Here is a 15,976-nt window from a genome sequence, read left to right as displayed (position 1 = left end):
AAAGTAACCGATATTAAAAAAATCCTACATATAATTATACCACTAAACAAGAAAAAAGGCTGCAAACATAGTGAACTATACTATGCCTACAGCCTTATAAATCAACTTCTGTTCCTTCCAAAAATCTAACGGTTATCTGTCCATCCTCCGAAATCAAAATACTATCTAGTACCTGACACATCTCAAAGGAATCATATTCCCAACACTCCTTATTTATCAATTCAGCCAGTAACACACTGTAATGCTTTTCTAATAACTGGTTTTCTTCCAAGATCTTATTCCACTTTCCATGCAACAAATCCATATTCTCACTCAGTAGTTTAACTGCCATCATTACAGCTTTCTCTAGTGTTCCCTCATCGATATGGTTATTCTGACAACCAATCTGTCCCTTTACCTTATAACGGTTGTTACACTGCCAAACTTTACGTTTGCCACGACTGGTCGTCCAGTTCTTACGTCCAAAAGCTGAACCGCATTCTGCACAGAACACCTTGGTAGTAAAAGGGTTGTCCTCATTTTGCATGATGTAGAAGAAATTGAAAAAGAAAATAGACTTCAGACAGCTATTGATGTTGTCAGAGAACAGTTTGGCTTTTTAGCCATACAAAAAGGAACCGTCCTAACTGAAGGTTCCTAAAATATTGAACGCAGTAAACTTATTGGCGGTCATTCCGCTGGTGGATTGGAGGGATTAAAATGATTGACCGTTCATCCTTACCATTTCAGTCAGCAAGAGAGTACCAGGATACAAAGATGCAAAAATGGATGGGCTTTTTCCTATCTGAGCATACATCAGCACTCTCTGATGATACAAACAAAGTAACGTACATGTCAGATTTGTCAATGGAGAAGAAATTATTACTCCTCAGTCAAGTATACGCCGGGCAGCTACGCACACGCATTCAAGTGATTGAAAAAAACAAGCGTGTTTCCTACACTGGAACAATACCAAGTCTGACCAAAGATTTCATTTTGATAAAAACTACAACAGGTCACATCAATTTGAAATTAAAAGACATTATTAGTATTGAACTTGTCGAGGAGGTGCTCTATGAATCAGCTTGAGTTTCAGCGTAATCACCTACAAATGGACTATTATAGCGAGAGCTACCAAGATTTTGAACGTGACTTCTACCGCTACTCTAACATGAATATTCCATTGACCTTCCTAACTGATGATATCCTAAAAACAATGGCGACTTCACGTAAGAATTACTTTGTCCTCAATAAGGAAAAGTCCAGAGATAACCGCGATCACTTCTTCATATTTGAAGTAAGTACCGTAGATGAGAATCCGCTAATCTATCATTATACATATAAGAAAACTACAATATATTTAGCAGAAAAATAGGAGCAGTTCAATTGACTGTTCCTATTTTTAATATTCATAAAATCTAAAGTCTTTATACTCTTTAACAATGGAGTCGCCAACCAGAACAGACTATACTGACCAGCGACTACCTTAAATTTAATGTTTCAGATTTATTTTCTTATCTCTAATTTCATAAACTACATCTGCTACATTTTCGAGTAATCGTTTATCGTGGGTGATAAACACGATAGTTCCGGTGTACTCCTTCATTAGTATTTCCAAAGCCTCTAAACTTGGTATGTCAAGGAAGTTACTGGGTTCATCCATTATTAGGATGTTATATCTACCCATGAGCATTTTAGCAAGCAACAATTTTATAATTTCTCCACCGCTTAAAACAGATAAACTTTTTCCAATATCGTTCTGTTTGAACCCCATAGATGCTAGCACTGAACGAATTTCTGATATATTGTAGTCACAATCCTTCTGCATAAACTCCATAACATTCTGATTACTGTTGTACTTGTAACCATTCTGTGCAAAGTAACCTATTTTTGCCTTAGGCGAAATAGAAATTCCTTCTTCATGGTTTAAGATCATTTGGATTAAAGTTGTTTTTCCGATTCCATTACCACCAGTTAACGCCACTTTTGCTCCTAACGGAATTTGAAAAGATGCATTTTCAAACAGAGCCTTATCCCCAAATACTTTATTAATTTCTGCACCGACTATAGGGTATGGATTATGGAGCTCCAATGCTTTACTTTGCCTGAAACGAATTCTGCGAATGCCTTCCGGAGCTTCTACTTTTCCTAAGGCCGCAATCCTGTGCTCTAGGGTTTTAGCAGCATTATACATCTTTTTTTCCTTACTTCCTATTGATTTTTGATGAGCTAAACGCCCTCCGTCTTCAGTACTTTTTTTCTTTGAAGAACCTTTTGCCTTCTGTTCTATTTTACGAGCCTGTTTTCGCTTTTCCTCCGCAGCCCTTTCCAATCGGGCACGTTCCGCAATAAATTGTTCGTATTCTGCAGCTTGGCTCTTACGTTCTTCCTCTTTCTGACGAAGATAATCAGAATAGTTTCCCCAATACTCAGTGATTTTGCCATCTTTCAGTTCCCATATTTTATCTACTATTTCATCAAGAAAATAGCGGTCATGGCTAATAACTAACAGTGCACCTGTAAAATATTTTAGCTGTCCTATTAGAAAATCAATTCCTTCACGGTCTAAATGGCTCGTAGGTTCATCCGCTAAAATACCATGAACCTGTGCCGATAAGGCCTGTGCTATTTTAAGCCTTGTTTCTTCACCACCGCTCATAGTCTGTATATTTAATTGCTCAACACCTAGCTTGCCTACAAGTGCAAAATCTTTTTCCTCCTGCAGAGTTACTTCGTCCAACTGGGGAATATAGGCAAGTTCACCCAGACGATTCATTTTACATCCTGGGGGAGTTAATTCTCCTAAAAGTACCCTGAGTAAAGTGCTTTTTCCAGCACCATTTGCTCCTACTAAACCAATACGGTCATAATCATATACTTCTAATTCATTTATATCTAAAACATCGCGTCCTTTGAATTCCACACGAATGTCTTTTGCTTTTAATATTAATTCCATAACATTTCCTCCTGTCTATAATCGCATGCTTTCATTTGCTTGTATGCAGGGAAAACCCTGCGATTTTAGCAGGAAGAGTTACATGAAAATAAGATACATAAATATTCCTCCAATATTGTTTATTTTAAATCTAATTTTCTAACCTCAGTTATCATTTGGCAAACTATAGCAATGCCAATAATTAAAATACCTGATAGTAAAAACCAATGATTTACACCGATTTTATCAGCAAAGAATCCAGAAAGAATTAACCCAATTGGCATAGCAAGTGACATGATACTTCCGATCAAAGAAAATACACGTCCTAAATATTCAGGCTTAATTTTCTCCTGAAAAAGAGCTGTTTGCACACCGCTATAAAATGGCACCGAAAGCCCCATTATTGCACAGCAAACTACGAATATTACAAATCCATTTGGAGGAAGTATTCCCGAAACGGCTAAACTGGTCCCCATTATAAAAAATGAACTTGTTATTAGTAATACATGCTTTTCGAAGCCCCCTAATCTTCCTAATAATAAGCCTCCTGCTAGCATCCCAAATGCAAAGGAAATTTCCGTAATAGAAATATGCACAGGCGTTCCATTAAAGTGTTCCATGCTTATTAAAGGAAATAGTGCATTGATTGGCATATAAACAAAAGTATATAGTGTTCCTAAGAGTAATAAGGCAAACAATCCTTTGTTTTGTCTCAGAACCACAACTCCTTCTTTCATCTCCCTTATGAAATTTGGTTCTAAACTTTGCACTTGATTACCCAGCTTAGGTATACGTACAATTGCTACCGTAATAGATGCAATCACAGCACCCAATACGTCGATGGCAATAATAGCATTTAAATCCCAAACGGAGTATAAGAGTGCTGCAACTGCCGGACTAACAATATAGCTTATAGACTGCAAAGACTGACTATAGCCTGCGCATTTCGTTAGCTGTTCTTCTGGTACTAAAAGTGGTGTAACCGCATTGAGTGCTGGGGTATGAAAAGCTGTTCCAATGCTACGGATAAACAATACTATCATAATCATCCAGACAGGTAGCTCCATACAGAATGCAACAATAGCAAGCACTGCACCAGCTGCTGCGATAATTAAATCGGCACCAATCATTATCTTCTTCCTATCATGACGATCCACTAGCACACCAATGGCAGGTCCCAAAATCGCATAGGGTAAAAAACCTACTAATGAAGCCATAGACAAGACCATCGCAGATCCTGTTTTTTCTGTAAGGTAAAAAATAATCGCCATTTGCAGGATGGCACTAGTGATTAATGATACTGCTTGCCCTGCCCATATTGCATAAAATTTTCGTTTCCAATTGTTGTATTTTTCCATTTATATTATCTCCTGCATATTATTTTGCTTGAATTTCTATTTTGAATAGCATTCTAGGCAATAAAAAATGCAGGCCAAACCCCACAATGTGGCTTTTGGTCTGCATACATACAATTTGGAAACATTCATATTAAAGACATAGTTAAATAAAGGTATAGTTAAATAACCAATATCCTCACCGTAACTAATGAATGCTCAATATCGTATAAATAAGCACAACAAAAAAGCCTATCATCGGGTATAGATTCTGCTTTTTTTATTGCCAGCTTATCTTAAACGCATTGAGGCTGTCATAGTTTCGGTTCCTCCTACATCTTTGTTTATATCAATTTATAGTATAACACAACAAGATGATATGTTCAATATAAAAGTTATGGAATGAGACTCATACTTCCAATTCGATGCCAGATTTAAAGGATATGACGAAGTTTTCTTCATAGACTGTAACGCTCTGGATTATCTTCCTTAGTAGCAAGCGATTAGCTTTCACAAAATCTTCTGTTTGTAGTTTTAAAAATTCATCAGGATTTTCTAACTCAACCTCAAAATATTTCATTTTACATTCCCTCATTTCATTTATTGATAAATTGAGTTTGCAAAAAAGAGTGGACAATTTTTGTCTACTCTTAACCTTTAAAATAGTTTTTTTTAATCGATTTGAAGTTGCCTAAATTATTACTTATTCGGTAAAATGAAGTATTGCTTTCAACAGATTTCCTTCAACTACACTTCACTTGATTCAAACAAGGTGGGTACATTTCTATTCCCACAAACTCCTTGTCAATGGAAACAAACACGTACCCACAGGGTAAATGGAAATAGAAACTGATAATTTCTAGCTATCACTTCTATTCATTCCAAAAATTTTCTCACTCTGATACTTCCCCACTCCAATACAAAAAGCATTGCAATCAAGGCTTTTCATTATCCCTTTCATTCAAAGGTTTCTAGGTTTTTACGAGCAGAGCAACACACTCCACATGGTGCGTTTGAGGAAAAAGATCAACCGGCTGTACTTTCTTCAATTCATATCCTAATTCTTTGTAGAGTTTGATATCACGCGCCATAGTAGCGACATTGCATGAGATATAGGCGATGCGGTCTGCTCCTGTTTGAGCGCTTGCCTTGATAAAGCTTTCTGTAAGGCCCTTGCGTGGTGGGTCCACTAGAATAAGACTTGGTTGAATACCTTCCTTGAGCCACTTTTTCATGGCATTTTCAGCTGTGTCACAGACATAGTTGGCATTTGAAATGTTGTTCAGCTGAGCATTCTTTTTGCTATTCTCAACCGCTTCTGGAATCACTTCAACACCGTAGACTTCTTTAACATGCTTTGCAACGGATAATCCAATCGTTCCAATCCCTGAATAGGCATCGATAACCACATCATCTGCTTTTAACTCCGCAAAGTCAATGGCTGTTTGATAGAGTTTCTCCGCCATTTCAGTATTTACTTGGTAAAAGGCTGGACCAGCGATTTGGAAATCATTGCCCAACATCTGATCAGTAATATAGTCTTGTCCATAAAGAGTTTTCCACTCCTTGCCAAAAATCGCATTGGTATTCTGATCGTTGATATTTTGCATAACAGACACAATCTCTGGGAAATGCTTGATTAGTTGTTCATTCAATTGCTCCATACGAAAAATTTTAAGACGTGTAGTCACTAAGATAACCATGATTTGTCCTGAATGATGCCCACGACGCACAACGAGGTTCCGAATCAAGCCAGACTGTTCCTTTTCATCATAAGGTTTCAAACCATACCGACGAAGTAAGTCACGTAGGACTACTACAACTTGATCGATCACTGGATCTTGGATAAAGAAATCTTCGAGTGGCATAAGGTCATGCGAATTCTTACGGAAAAAGCCAGTTTCCAAGACACCATTCACTCGACGAACGGGCACCTGCGCCTTATTGCGGTACTTGATTGGATTTTCCATACCAAGTGTTTCAGCAACCTCTACATCAGCAATCCCTGCAATCTTGTAGAGACTGTCCTTAACTTGCTTGGTTTTAAACTTAAGCTGTTCTGGATAGGCAAGATGACCCAAATCCGCGATTCCTGAACGCAGATAAGCCAAATCTAGATCTTGATTACGGTGTGGTGACTGGACAAGGTATTCTTCAACTTTCCCAAAGCCAATCTTTTTATTGACCTTGAGAACTCGCATGAGGATTTTTTCACTTGGTAAAGCATTCTCGACAAAGAATACCAAACCATCCACCTTGGCAACTCCTGCGCCTTCATGTGTCAAATCAACAATTTCAACTTCTACAATATCATTTTTCTTTAACATTCTCTTCTCTTTCTATTGGCCGACAAAAAAGACGGCAACGTTACGGTTACCATCTATTATACCATGAAATTTCTTAAGAACCAAAACTCTTGAAGAAGTTGACAATGACTTGCCAGAGGGAGCTTAGGAAATTACCGCCGTCCTCTAGCGCCTTATCAGCATCAAAGTTAAGGTTGATATTTTTAAAACTGTCGCCAGCTTGTGAAACAATGCTTTGTTTAAGGTCATTTAGGGTTTTAGTGAAGTCTGCATTGCTGAGGATATCACTCTTTGAGAGATTCAAAGCAAAATTGATGATGATATTGATCTGGTTTCCTGTTATAACCTGATCGAGTTTGTAATTTTTCAAGGTATCTTCAACAATTTTACGGACATCTTCCTCTGTCAGATTTCCCTTACTTTCTTTCGCTTTGGCAAGTCCTGACTTGATATCAGCTAGGGCAACATTTAATTTATTAGCATCATAGCCCGACTTGTCCTTGTTTTCAGCATTGATATCTGACAAAGCCTTTAGCTCTTCTTGAGCCAAGTCTTTATTGGCTTGCGGTACCTTAGCTCCATTAGCTTCTAGTGAATAATAAATTCCTGCTAAAGCACTCTCACCTGTAACGGGAATAGGAGCTGCAACTGTAATTTTGGCATGTTCCACTCCCAAGGTTACGGCTGCGTTTCGGTACATATCCTGCGTCACTTTAGTGATGTTTTCTGGTGTTTCAATCTTGACCTCAAGTGGAGACTTGTCACCTAGTTTTTGAATCTTGGCTGATGAATACAGTTGTAAGCTAGAGTCATTGGCCACATTCATGATTTTAGAATAGACATCAGGTGTCATAGTCTTGAGTTCTTTGGTGTCTGTTGAGGCGTTGTAGCCCAGTTTTTTAAGGGTTTGATTTTTTTGGTCGTCAGACAATGATGAACCTAGGACATATTCAGGTTGGACATAGGTTTCATCGATGACTTTTTGAACATCTGTTGCTGCATGGGCGCTATTCATAGCTGTTACTGCCCACAAGACCGCAGCACTGGTCAGAAAGAGTTTCTTTCTCATAGGGAATTCCCTCCTTTACCTTTCTAGAGTAATATATCTATCTTAAAGAAAACTTATAGCAAAAACACCTGGACTAGCCAGATGTTGAAAAGAGAGTGAAACATTTGATGATATAAAGGTTGAGTTGCACCTGTCTAGAATAATAATAGTTTCCTCCATTTACATAGAGTTCGGCTCCATGAAAAATGGAAATGGGGTGAATATAACTATAAGTCTTTCCAGTGGTATTGCCAAGCAAGGGGGCAACAGTCTCACGAGAGTACTGTTTGGCCAGAGCCAAGGTATTTTCCTTGCCATTTTGGGCGATAAAATCGATATAGGCAGGTCCAAAATTATAGGCTTGAACAGCCGTCCAGACATCAACACCCTTCTTCTGAGCCAGATAGAGATTGTCTGTCAGAGTTTGCACACCTTGTCGAATGCTAGAGGCATTATCATTGATGGTGTTGGTTGAACCGCTTGCAGACTCACTAGACTGCATAACATCGCCTTCTTTTCCTTTTGTTTCGGTATAAATCATAGCGAGCACAAGCTCTTCGTTTGCTGGTGTGTCTTTTTCACTCAAGATTTCTCGCACCATGGGTTGATAGGTCATGACTTGCTTGACATCTTGGTGAACGCGGTAAGCTTTATAGCCAGCAAAAAGGAAGACTGCTAGTACAAGCACTCTTCGAATTCGTTTAAACATTATTTACTTTGGATATCCTCGATATTTTTGATTAAGATAGAGTAAGTTCCATTGTCATTTTGGATAAACTCAACAGACTCGGCGTCTTGATAGACGTTATTGGGAACGATGAGCTCAATTCCATTTGACAAGGAAAGTTTTTGGTTTTCAAATTTCTTTAATTGGCGACTAGCATCAATTTCATCAAATTGAACTGGCTCTGGTACTGCTTCTTTGACTTGGTCAATAAAGCTCAAACGAGCCGTCAGATTGTTGTCAAAAAGGTCGTTGGCCAATTTTTCAGGTGACAATTCATTACTTTCTTCTAGATTATTGAAAATTGCTGATTTGACCTTAGATTGAAATTGAAAATCATCTGTGTTAAAAGTCTCAGCAATTCTCTGGGCTGTCTTTTCCAGTTCCTTGATAGATTTCTTGGGTGAAATCTTAGGGGCGACAGCAAGAAGATTTTCTGAAAAATAGTTCAAGAAAGCCCCGTTGTACTTGATACGTTTTTCAATCAGATGGTACTTGCGGCTCTGAAGATTAACCACCAAGGCCTCATCAGCCCCTGTTCCAAACCCAGGCAGGTTATTCTGAGTTAGCTTGATTGGATTATCGACCTCTCCTCCGAGGTGGGTCAAGGTTTCCCGCAGGGCGATTCGTAAGAAAGCAAAATGTTCTACACCTTCTTTAGAAAATTGCACAAAAATCAAGTCATTGGTCTTGAGATTTTCTGAAATGCTGAACTCCTCTTTCCAGAGATTAGCCAGTGTTACTGATGTCTCCAACAAATCGTCTGTGATGTGATTGAAGAAGGGATTTTCTTCTTCGAAAATCCCAGTCTTAGCTTCATCTGAATATACACGTTCAATTTTTTTACGCAGATATTCTTCGATTTTTGGAGTAATATTGAGAAATTTATCCGCTAGGAACAGCTCGGTGTCATCCGGACTGAACTGATGAATAATAGCTTTCTTAATATAAATGTCCATAAAAGTTTTAGTCCTCGTATAATGGGAAGGCATCTGTTAATTCTTTAACTGTACTTCTCACTTCTTCTAAGATAGCTTCATTTTCTGCATTCTTAAGGGTTTTAATGATAAGTTCAGCCACTTTGCGACTTTCTTCTTCACCAAATCCACGTGCAGTAATAGCTGCTGCTCCGATACGAATCCCACTTGTCTTGAATGGTGACAAGCTTTCGTAAGGGATTGAGTTTTTATTTAGGGTAATATTGACTTCATCCAGCAAGTTTTGAGCAACTTTTCCGTTTTCTACAACCTTAGTCACATCCACTAGGAAGAGATGGTTTTCAGTCCCTCCTGAAATAATACGGAAATCAGGGTCTTGCAAGAAGACATCTGCCATAGTCTTGCTGTTCTTGATAACATTGGCAGCATATTCCTTGAAGGCTGGATCCAAAACTTCTTTGAAGGAAACTGCCTTAGCAGCAACAACATGCTCCAAAGGACCACCCTGAATACCTGGGAAAATAGCTGAATTGATTTTCTTGGCAAGTTCTTCGTCATTGGTCAAAATCAAACCACCACGTGGTCCACGAAGGGTTTTGTGGGTCGTTGTTGTAGTAATATGAGCGTATGGTACTGGGCTTGGATGTAGACCAGCAGCAACCAAACCGGCGATATGAGCCATATCTACCATGAGCTTAGCTCCAACAGCATCAGCGATTTCACGGAATTTTGAAAAGTCGATAATTTGAGAATAGGCTGAAGCACCTGCTACGATCAGTTTTGGTTTGACTTCTTGAGCTTGATTCAAGATAGCATCAAAATCCAAGAGTTCCGTTTCAGGATCAACACTGTAAGAAACAAAGTTGTAGGTTTGACCTGAGAAGCTAACTGGAGCTCCGTGGGTCAAGTGTCCACCTGCTGCCAAATCCATCCCCATAACGGTATCACCTGGCTCAATTAAGGCCATGTAAGCCGCACAGTTAGCTTGGCTTCCTGAGTGAGGTTGGACATTGGCAAATTTAGCGCCGAAAATTTCTTTTGCGCGTTCAATGGCTAGAGATTCTACCACGTCTACTACATCTGTTCCACCATAATAACGGCGTCCTGGGTAGCCTTCGGCGTATTTATTCGTCAAGATAGACCCTTGAGCTGCCATAACAGCCTTGGAAACTACGTTTTCCGAAGCAATCAATTCAATGTTGTTTTGTTGTCGTTCTTCTTCTTTGGCAATAGCATTCCAGAGATCAGCATCATATGCTTTAAAATCATCTTTGTCAAAAATCATAGGTCTTCTCCTTTATAGTGTGACAGGTCCTTTAGTCTAAGAAAATAAACTAAAAGATGCGAATAAACCGTTTCTGCACTTTATCACAAGTATAACCAACTTTTTCATAAAATGCATGAGCACCCAGACGATGATCGGCAGAGTTTAAGCGGATAAACCCATAACCGCGTCTTTTTGCTTCTTGATCCAACCCTTGCAGTAAGCTTTTACCAATACCTTGCCCTTGTGCTTTAGGTGAAACTGCTAAAGCTAAAATATTAAATCCTGCTTTAGAATAGAGTGATTCGTAAACTTCAGCGTGGACATATCCAAGCAAGACATGACTAGCTTCATCCTCATAGCCAAGAAGGAAATGATGGGAATCCTGATCCAGTCTAGCTAGTTGACTAGCTGTCTCCTCTTGACTAAAAGAATAACCCAACGCCTCTTGGTTGATATCACAAATAGCTTTCACATCGGTTTCTTGCAAATCTCTTAGCATCTCATTCCTCCTCAAAAGAAATCTCTGGCAAATGAGCAAGAATATCTTCTCGCTTAATAGCCCCTTGGCGTAAGATTTTCACCTTGTCTCCAGACAAGTCCACGATAGTTGAATCCTGTCCAGTTAGAAAAGCATCGTCTTCCAGCCCCAGAACCTCTTGGTCAAAATCCTCTAGAATTTGAGTAAAGGTCACTCCACTTGCCTGACCTGAAATATTGGCAGACGGCCCAATCAAGGGACCTGTCTCTCGAATCAAATCAAGGGTAATGGGATGACTAGGCATCCGAAATCCAACAGTTGAAAGACCAGAATTGACCCAATAGGGAACTCGGTCATTGGCTTCGAGAATAATGGTTAAGGGACCTGGTAAAAAGGTCTCTATAAGTTTTTGTAGATAAGCTGGCTGATTCTTAGAAAAGTGCAAGATGTCCTCTAGAGAGGCGATATTGAGGTTAAGAGCCTTGTCTCTTGGACGACGTTTGAGCTGGTAAACATGGTCAACTGCTTTTTCGTCTAAAGCCTTGGCAAAGAGACCGTAAACCGTCTCTGTAGGTAGAACGACAGCTCCACCATTTTCCAACTCTTGTTTAATCCTGCCCATCATCAACCACGACCATCCTATCTTGACCAAATTGGTCCTTAAGTGTTCTTACACGTTTTTCAGGAAAATGCTTCCTAAAAAGTTCAGGAACACTTTGACCTTGCTTGTATCCAATTTCAAGGTAAATCTTACCACCATCTTTGAGATAGTCTTTTGCATCTTCCGCAATTCTACGGTAAATAGCTAGGCCATCCTCGTCTGCAAAGAGAGCTAGATGAGGCTCCGAATGCAAGACATTCAAGCTGACCTCTGACTCATCTTCACGAGAGATATAGGGTGGATTGGAAACAATTATATCATATTTTTCAGAAATTTCTGTAAAACAGTCAGATTTTTTAAAAAATATTTGAAGATTTTGATTTTTAACATTTTCGCTGGCTACATCTAAAGCATCTTGAGAAATATCTGCTGCTGTCACTGACCAATCTGGTCTATTTTTTGCTAAGGCGAGAGCAATAGCTCCACTACCTGTTCCAATATCCAGAACTGAAAGATTCATCTCAGGATTTTCAGCCAAGATAAGCTCCACCAACTCCTCTGTCTCTGGACGAGGAATCAAAACCCGCTCATCAACTGTTAACTGCATACCAAAGAAATCTGCCTGTCCGATGATATACTGTGCCGGTTTATGAGCTACTAACTGTTGGAAAATTCCTTTTACAAATACTTCTTCCTCTTCCGTCACTTCCTGCTGAAGAGCAAAAACAAAGTCAGTAAAAGAAAGATTTTTCAGGCTACGATAGACAAAAGAGAGGCTTTCAGCTTCCTCTCCTTGTCTTATCAATTCTTCTTCAAAATCTGAAAATAATTGAGCTAATTTCATTATTTGTTTAATTCTTCTAATTTTTGTGTTTGGTCATAAAGAACCAAGGCATCCACAACTTCGTCCAATTTACCAGATAAAATCGTATCTAGTTTTTGGAGGGTTAAGCCGATACGGTGGTCTGTGACACGGTTTTGTGGGAAGTTATAAGTACGAATCCGTTCTGAACGGTCACCAGTACCGATTGTTGACTTGCGCTCAGCGTCTTGTTCATCCTGAGCAATTTGTGCAAAGTGGTCAGCAACACGCGCACGGATGATTTTCATGGCTTTCTCACGGTTCTTCTGCTGGGTACGTTCTTCCTGCATCTCAACCTTAATATTGGTTGGCAAGTGAACGATACGAACGGCAGTCGCAACTTTATTGACGTTCTGTCCACCAGCACCTGATGCGTGGTAGATGTCAACACGAAGGTCTTTTGGATCAATATCGTATTCAACCTCTTCCACTTCAGGCATGACAAGAACTGTTGCTGTTGAAGTATGAACACGGCCCTGGCTTTCTGTCACAGGGACACGTTGCACACGGTGAGCACCAGATTCGTACTTAAGCTTAGAATAAACAGACTGACCTGAAACCATGGCAACGACTTCTTTAAAACCGCCGACACCATTTATAGAGGCTTCCATAACTTCAAAGCGCCAGCCTTGGGCTTCCGCATACTTTTGATACATGGTTAGCAAATCTCCAGCGAAAAGTGCAGCTTCGTCACCACCAGCCGCTCCACGAATTTCAAGGATGATGTTCTTGTCATCGTTTGGATCCTTTGGAAGGAGCAAAATTTTGAGTTTTTCTTCGTATTCTTCTTTTTCAGCCTTGGCATCTTTTAGCTCTTGCTTGGCCATTTCTTCCAAGTCAGCATCTCCACCTGATTCCTTAATCATCTCTTCAGCATCAACGATGTTTTGAAGGACTTGTTTGTACTCACGGTAGGCTGTTACTGTGTCACGAGTTGAAGCCTCTTCTTTTGAAAGCTCCATAAAACGTTTGGTGTCTGAAACGACATCTGGGTCACTGAGCAACTCTCCTAATTCTTCATAACGGTCTTCTACAGCTTGTAGTTGATCATAGATGTTCATTTTTCTTCATTCTCCTTATTGATTTCAGGGGCAAAATAATGTTTACGGCAAACTGAGATATAGGTTTCATTACCACCGATCTGAATTTGTTCGCCATCATAGACTGGCACACCATCCTGAGTACGCAACACCATGGTTGCCTTTTTCTTGCAATACTGACAAATGGTCTTGATTTCGTCAATCTTGTCTGCTAAGAGCAAGAGATACTTGGAACCTTCGAATAGTTCATTGCGAAAGTCATTTTTCAAACCAAAAGCCATGACGGGTATATCTAACTCGTCTACAACACGAGCTAGGTCATAAACATGATGACGCTTGAGAAACTGGGCCTCATCAACTAGCACACAGTAAGGTTTTTCAGATAAATCTCGGATATAACCAAAGATATCTGTCGTTTCCTCAATCGCAAGGGCAGGGCGTTTCATACCAATTCGACTCGATACATAGCCAACACCGTCACGCGTATCCAGAGCCGAGGTCATAATGACAACACCTTTTCCTTGCTCCTCATAGTTATAGGCCACCTTGAGAATCTCAATCGTCTTACCAGAGTTCATGGTCCCATAACGATAATACAACTGTGCCATGTTTCTTGCTTCACGTCCATTTCTAAATTTTTGCTACATTCTAGTATATCATAATTTTCTTAAGCTTTAAACGGCAAAATGTGGTAAAATAGAAGAAATCAAAAACTAGTGGAGGAAGCTATTATGCCATTTGTACGCATCGATTTATTTGAAGGACGCACGCTCGAGCAAAAGAAAGCTCTTGCTAAGGAAGTAACGGAAGCGGTTGTCCGCAACACTGGAGCCCCTCAATCTGCTGTCCATGTCATCATCAACGACATGCCAGAAGGAACTTACTTCCCACAAGGGGAAATGCGCACCAAATAAGCTAGCTTAAGCAGAATTGCTTAGGCTTTTTCAATCTCCAAGTAGCATCAATTGAAGAAATAGTTCAAATTTGTTACAATTTGAAAAGAGACTTGGAAAAATTTCCAAGAAAAGAGCTATTAATTAAAGGAAACATTATGATTACACGTGAATTTGATACCATCGCTGCTATCTCTACTCCACTAGGCGAAGGGGCTATCGGTATTGTCCGTCTGAGCGGAACAGAAAGTTTTACTATTGCGCAAAAGATTTTTAAAGGAAAAGACTTGAACAAGGTTGCCAGCCATACTCTCAACTACGGTCACATTGTTGATCCTCTGACTGGTAAAGTCATGGACGAGGTCATGGTGGGAGCCATGAAATCTCCAAAGACCTTCACTCGTGAAGATATTATCGAGATTAACACTCACGGTGGGATTGCAGTCACTAATGAAATATTACAACTAGCGATTCGTGAAGGGGCTCGCATGGCAGATCCTGGTGAATTTACCAAACGTGCCTTTCTAAACGGTCGTGTGGATTTAACACAGGCCGAGGCGGTGATGGACATCATCCGCGCTAAGACAGACAAGGCTATGAACATTGCGGTCAAACAATTAGATGGTTCCCTTTCTGACCTGATTAACAATACCCGTCAAGAAATCCTCAATACACTTGCCCAAGTTGAGGTCAATATTGATTATCCTGAGTACGACGATGTTGAGGAAGCCACTACTTCTGTTGTCCGCGAGAAGACAATGGAGTTTGAACAATTACTAACTAATCTCCTTAGAACAGCCCGTCGCGGCAAAATCCTCCGTGAGGGAATTTCAACAGCTATCATCGGCCGTCCTAACGTTGGGAAATCCAGCCTCCTCAACAACCTCTTGCGTGAAGACAAGGCTATCGTTACAGACATTGCTGGTACAACTCGAGATGTCATTGAAGAATACGTCAACATCAACGGTGTTCCTCTAAAATTGATTGACACAGCTGGTATCCGTGAAACGGATGATATCGTTGAACAAATCGGTGTTGAGCGTTCGAAAAAAGCCCTCAAGGAAGCTGACCTAGTTCTACTAGTGCTAAACGCTAGTGAACCACTGACTGTTCAAGACAGACAACTCTTAGAAATCAGTCAGGATACCAACCGAATTATACTTCTAAATAAAACAGACCTGCCTGAAGCGATTGAAACTTCGAAACTACCCGAAGATGTCATCCGCATTTCAGTTCTTAAAAATCAAAATATCGATAAGATTGAAGAGAAAATCAACAACCTCTTCTTTGAAAATGCTGGTTTGGTTGAGCAAGATGCTACTTACCTATCCAATGCCCGTCACATTTCCCTGATTGAAAAGGCCGTCGAAAGCCTACAAGCTGTTAACCAAGGTCTTGAACTGGGTATGCCAGTTGATCTGCTTCAAGTAGATTTGACCCGTACTTGGGAAATTCTCGGTGAAATCACTGGAGATGCGGCTCCTGATGAACTTATCACCCAACTCTTTAGCCAATTCTGTTTAGGAAAATAGGAAAATCCATGATCGTTGTTGCGGTCATGGATTTTATTG

18 protein-coding genes and 1 pseudogene are annotated in these 15,976 nt (G+C 39.9%); 5 read left to right on the top strand and 14 right to left on the bottom strand.

Annotated features, from left to right (window positions below; all coding sequences use genetic code 11):
- Nucleotides 1–94 precede the first annotated feature (94 nt).
- Complete coding sequence (locus D8849_RS00150; RefSeq protein WP_001178677.1) at nt 95–526, bottom strand: recombinase zinc ribbon domain-containing protein; 432 nt, start codon at nt 524–526, stop codon at nt 95–97.
- Here D8849_RS00150 and D8849_RS00145 point away from each other — a divergent pair.
- The 3 genes and pseudogenes from D8849_RS00145 to D8849_RS00135 all read left to right on the top strand — a co-directional run.
- Nucleotides 524–703 (top strand): annotated as a pseudogene (locus D8849_RS00145) (Y-family DNA polymerase); the annotation flags it as partial. The gene D8849_RS00150 and the pseudogene D8849_RS00145 overlap by 3 nt on opposite strands.
- A complete protein-coding gene (locus D8849_RS00140; RefSeq protein ID WP_125385808.1) occupies nt 700–1,068 on the top strand; it encodes a hypothetical protein in 369 nt (122 codons plus the stop codon). The pseudogene D8849_RS00145 and the gene D8849_RS00140, both read left to right, overlap by 4 nt.
- Nucleotides 1,055–1,354 (top strand): DUF5960 family protein, encoded by a 300-nt coding sequence (locus D8849_RS00135; RefSeq protein ID WP_001072467.1) that lies wholly within the window; start codon nt 1,055–1,057, stop codon nt 1,352–1,354. The genes D8849_RS00140 and D8849_RS00135 overlap by 14 nt, the downstream gene beginning before the upstream one ends.
- A 117-nt stretch (nt 1,355–1,471) precedes the next feature.
- Here the strand turns inward: D8849_RS00135 and msr(D) are convergent, their stop codons facing one another.
- The 13 genes from msr(D) to D8849_RS00070 all read right to left on the bottom strand — a co-directional run bounded on the left by msr(D) (nt 1,472) and on the right by D8849_RS00070 (nt 14,120).
- Complete coding sequence (gene msr(D) / locus D8849_RS00130) at nt 1,472–2,935, bottom strand: ABC-F type ribosomal protection protein Msr(D) (RefSeq protein ID WP_000420313.1); 1,464 nt, start codon at nt 2,933–2,935, stop codon at nt 1,472–1,474.
- 119 nt (nt 2,936–3,054) lie between these two features.
- On the bottom strand, nt 3,055–4,272 hold the full coding sequence (mef(A), locus tag D8849_RS00125; protein ID WP_000417519.1) for a macrolide efflux MFS transporter Mef(A): 1,218 nt from the start codon (nt 4,270–4,272) through the stop codon (nt 3,055–3,057).
- Nucleotides 4,273–4,657: 385 nt separating this feature from the next.
- Nucleotides 4,658–4,828: a hypothetical protein gene (locus D8849_RS00120; protein WP_000873143.1), complete on the bottom strand. Its 171-nt coding sequence runs from the start codon at nt 4,826–4,828 to the stop codon at nt 4,658–4,660.
- A gap of 391 nt (nt 4,829–5,219) precedes the next feature.
- Complete coding sequence (gene rlmD, locus D8849_RS00115; RefSeq protein ID WP_125385807.1) at nt 5,220–6,575, bottom strand: 23S rRNA (uracil(1939)-C(5))-methyltransferase RlmD; 1,356 nt, start codon at nt 6,573–6,575, stop codon at nt 5,220–5,222.
- Nucleotides 6,576–6,648: 73 nt separating this feature from the next.
- Nucleotides 6,649–7,623 carry a DUF1002 domain-containing protein gene (locus tag D8849_RS00110; RefSeq protein ID WP_125385806.1) on the bottom strand — a complete coding sequence of 325 codons (975 nt, stop codon included), beginning with the start codon at nt 7,621–7,623 and terminating at the stop codon, nt 6,649–6,651.
- A gap of 73 nt (nt 7,624–7,696) precedes the next feature.
- Nucleotides 7,697–8,311 (bottom strand): cell wall hydrolase Pmp23, encoded by a 615-nt coding sequence (pmp23, locus tag D8849_RS00105; protein ID WP_000476378.1) that lies wholly within the window; start codon nt 8,309–8,311, stop codon nt 7,697–7,699.
- Entirely contained in the window at nt 8,311–9,285 is a 975-nt protein-coding gene (locus tag D8849_RS00100) for a nucleoid-associated protein (protein WP_180374901.1), read from the bottom strand. The genes pmp23 and D8849_RS00100 overlap by 1 nt, the downstream gene beginning before the upstream one ends.
- Before the next feature lie 7 nt (nt 9,286–9,292).
- Entirely contained in the window at nt 9,293–10,549 is a 1,257-nt protein-coding gene (gene glyA, locus D8849_RS00095) for a serine hydroxymethyltransferase (RefSeq protein WP_125385804.1), read from the bottom strand.
- 49 nt (nt 10,550–10,598) lie between these two features.
- The gene (locus D8849_RS00090) at nt 10,599–11,030 is read right to left on the bottom strand and encodes a GNAT family N-acetyltransferase (protein WP_125385803.1); all 432 of its coding nucleotides are present in this window, start codon (nt 11,028–11,030) and stop codon (nt 10,599–10,601) included.
- Nucleotide 11,031: 1 nt separating this feature from the next.
- Nucleotides 11,032–11,634 (bottom strand): L-threonylcarbamoyladenylate synthase, encoded by a 603-nt coding sequence (locus tag D8849_RS00085; protein WP_185756186.1) that lies wholly within the window; start codon nt 11,632–11,634, stop codon nt 11,032–11,034.
- Nucleotides 11,618–12,454, bottom strand: a complete 837-nt coding sequence (gene prmC / locus D8849_RS00080; RefSeq protein WP_125385801.1) for a peptide chain release factor N(5)-glutamine methyltransferase — start codon at nt 12,452–12,454, stop codon at nt 11,618–11,620. Before prmC ends, D8849_RS00085 begins: the two co-directional genes overlap by 17 nt.
- A complete protein-coding gene (gene prfA / locus D8849_RS00075) occupies nt 12,454–13,533 on the bottom strand; it encodes a peptide chain release factor 1 (protein WP_004262425.1) in 1,080 nt (359 codons plus the stop codon). Before prfA ends, prmC begins: the two co-directional genes overlap by 1 nt.
- Entirely contained in the window at nt 13,530–14,120 is a 591-nt protein-coding gene (locus D8849_RS00070; protein WP_125385800.1) for a thymidine kinase, read from the bottom strand. Before D8849_RS00070 ends, prfA begins: the two co-directional genes overlap by 4 nt.
- A 123-nt stretch (nt 14,121–14,243) precedes the next feature.
- Here D8849_RS00070 and D8849_RS00065 point away from each other — a divergent pair, with 123 nt between their 5' ends.
- Nucleotides 14,244–14,426, top strand: coding sequence for a 4-oxalocrotonate tautomerase (locus D8849_RS00065; RefSeq protein ID WP_001117401.1), 183 nt, complete (start codon nt 14,244–14,246; stop codon nt 14,424–14,426).
- Between the two features lie 137 nt (nt 14,427–14,563).
- On the top strand, nt 14,564–15,937 hold the full coding sequence (mnmE, locus tag D8849_RS00060) for a tRNA uridine-5-carboxymethylaminomethyl(34) synthesis GTPase MnmE (protein WP_125385799.1): 1,374 nt from the start codon (nt 14,564–14,566) through the stop codon (nt 15,935–15,937).
- Nucleotides 15,938–15,976 lie beyond the last annotated feature (39 nt).

Source organism: Streptococcus mitis, assembly GCF_003942765.1.
In the GTDB taxonomy this organism is placed as follows: domain Bacteria; phylum Bacillota; class Bacilli; order Lactobacillales; family Streptococcaceae; genus Streptococcus; species Streptococcus mitis_BE.
The sequence above is the reverse complement of the archived record's forward strand: the minus strand, read 5'-3'. Positions and strand labels throughout refer to the sequence as shown.

Excerpts from the sequence above, each read along its gene's own strand:
- D8849_RS00150 (WP_001178677.1), bottom strand. The coding sequence starts at position 526 with ATGCAAAATGAGGACAACCCTTTTACTACCAAGGTGTTCTGTGCAGAA.
- D8849_RS00140 (WP_125385808.1), top strand. The coding sequence starts at position 700 with ATGATTGACCGTTCATCCTTACCATTTCAGTCAGCAAGAGAGTACCAG.
- D8849_RS00135 (WP_001072467.1), top strand. The coding sequence starts at position 1,055 with ATGAATCAGCTTGAGTTTCAGCGTAATCACCTACAAATGGACTATTAT.
- D8849_RS00120 (WP_000873143.1), bottom strand. The coding sequence starts at position 4,828 with ATGAAATATTTTGAGGTTGAGTTAGAAAATCCTGATGAATTTTTAAAA.
- rlmD (WP_125385807.1), bottom strand. The coding sequence starts at position 6,575 with ATGTTAAAGAAAAATGATATTGTAGAAGTTGAAATTGTTGATTTGACA.
- D8849_RS00110 (WP_125385806.1), bottom strand. The coding sequence starts at position 7,623 with ATGAGAAAGAAACTCTTTCTGACCAGTGCTGCGGTCTTGTGGGCAGTA.
- pmp23 (WP_000476378.1), bottom strand. The coding sequence starts at position 8,311 with ATGTTTAAACGAATTCGAAGAGTGCTTGTACTAGCAGTCTTCCTTTTT.
- D8849_RS00100 (WP_180374901.1), bottom strand. The coding sequence starts at position 9,285 with ATGGACATTTATATTAAGAAAGCTATTATTCATCAGTTCAGTCCGGAT.
- glyA (WP_125385804.1), bottom strand. The coding sequence starts at position 10,549 with ATGATTTTTGACAAAGATGATTTTAAAGCATATGATGCTGATCTCTGG.
- D8849_RS00090 (WP_125385803.1), bottom strand. The coding sequence starts at position 11,030 with ATGCTAAGAGATTTGCAAGAAACCGATGTGAAAGCTATTTGTGATATC.
- D8849_RS00085 (WP_185756186.1), bottom strand. The coding sequence starts at position 11,634 with ATGATGGGCAGGATTAAACAAGAGTTGGAAAATGGTGGAGCTGTCGTT.
- prmC (WP_125385801.1), bottom strand. The coding sequence starts at position 12,454 with ATGAAATTAGCTCAATTATTTTCAGATTTTGAAGAAGAATTGATAAGA.
- prfA (WP_004262425.1), bottom strand. The coding sequence starts at position 13,533 with ATGAACATCTATGATCAACTACAAGCTGTAGAAGACCGTTATGAAGAA.
- D8849_RS00070 (WP_125385800.1), bottom strand. The coding sequence starts at position 14,120 with ATGGCACAGTTGTATTATCGTTATGGGACCATGAACTCTGGTAAGACG.
- D8849_RS00065 (WP_001117401.1), top strand. The coding sequence starts at position 14,244 with ATGCCATTTGTACGCATCGATTTATTTGAAGGACGCACGCTCGAGCAA.
- mnmE (WP_125385799.1), top strand. The coding sequence starts at position 14,564 with ATGATTACACGTGAATTTGATACCATCGCTGCTATCTCTACTCCACTA.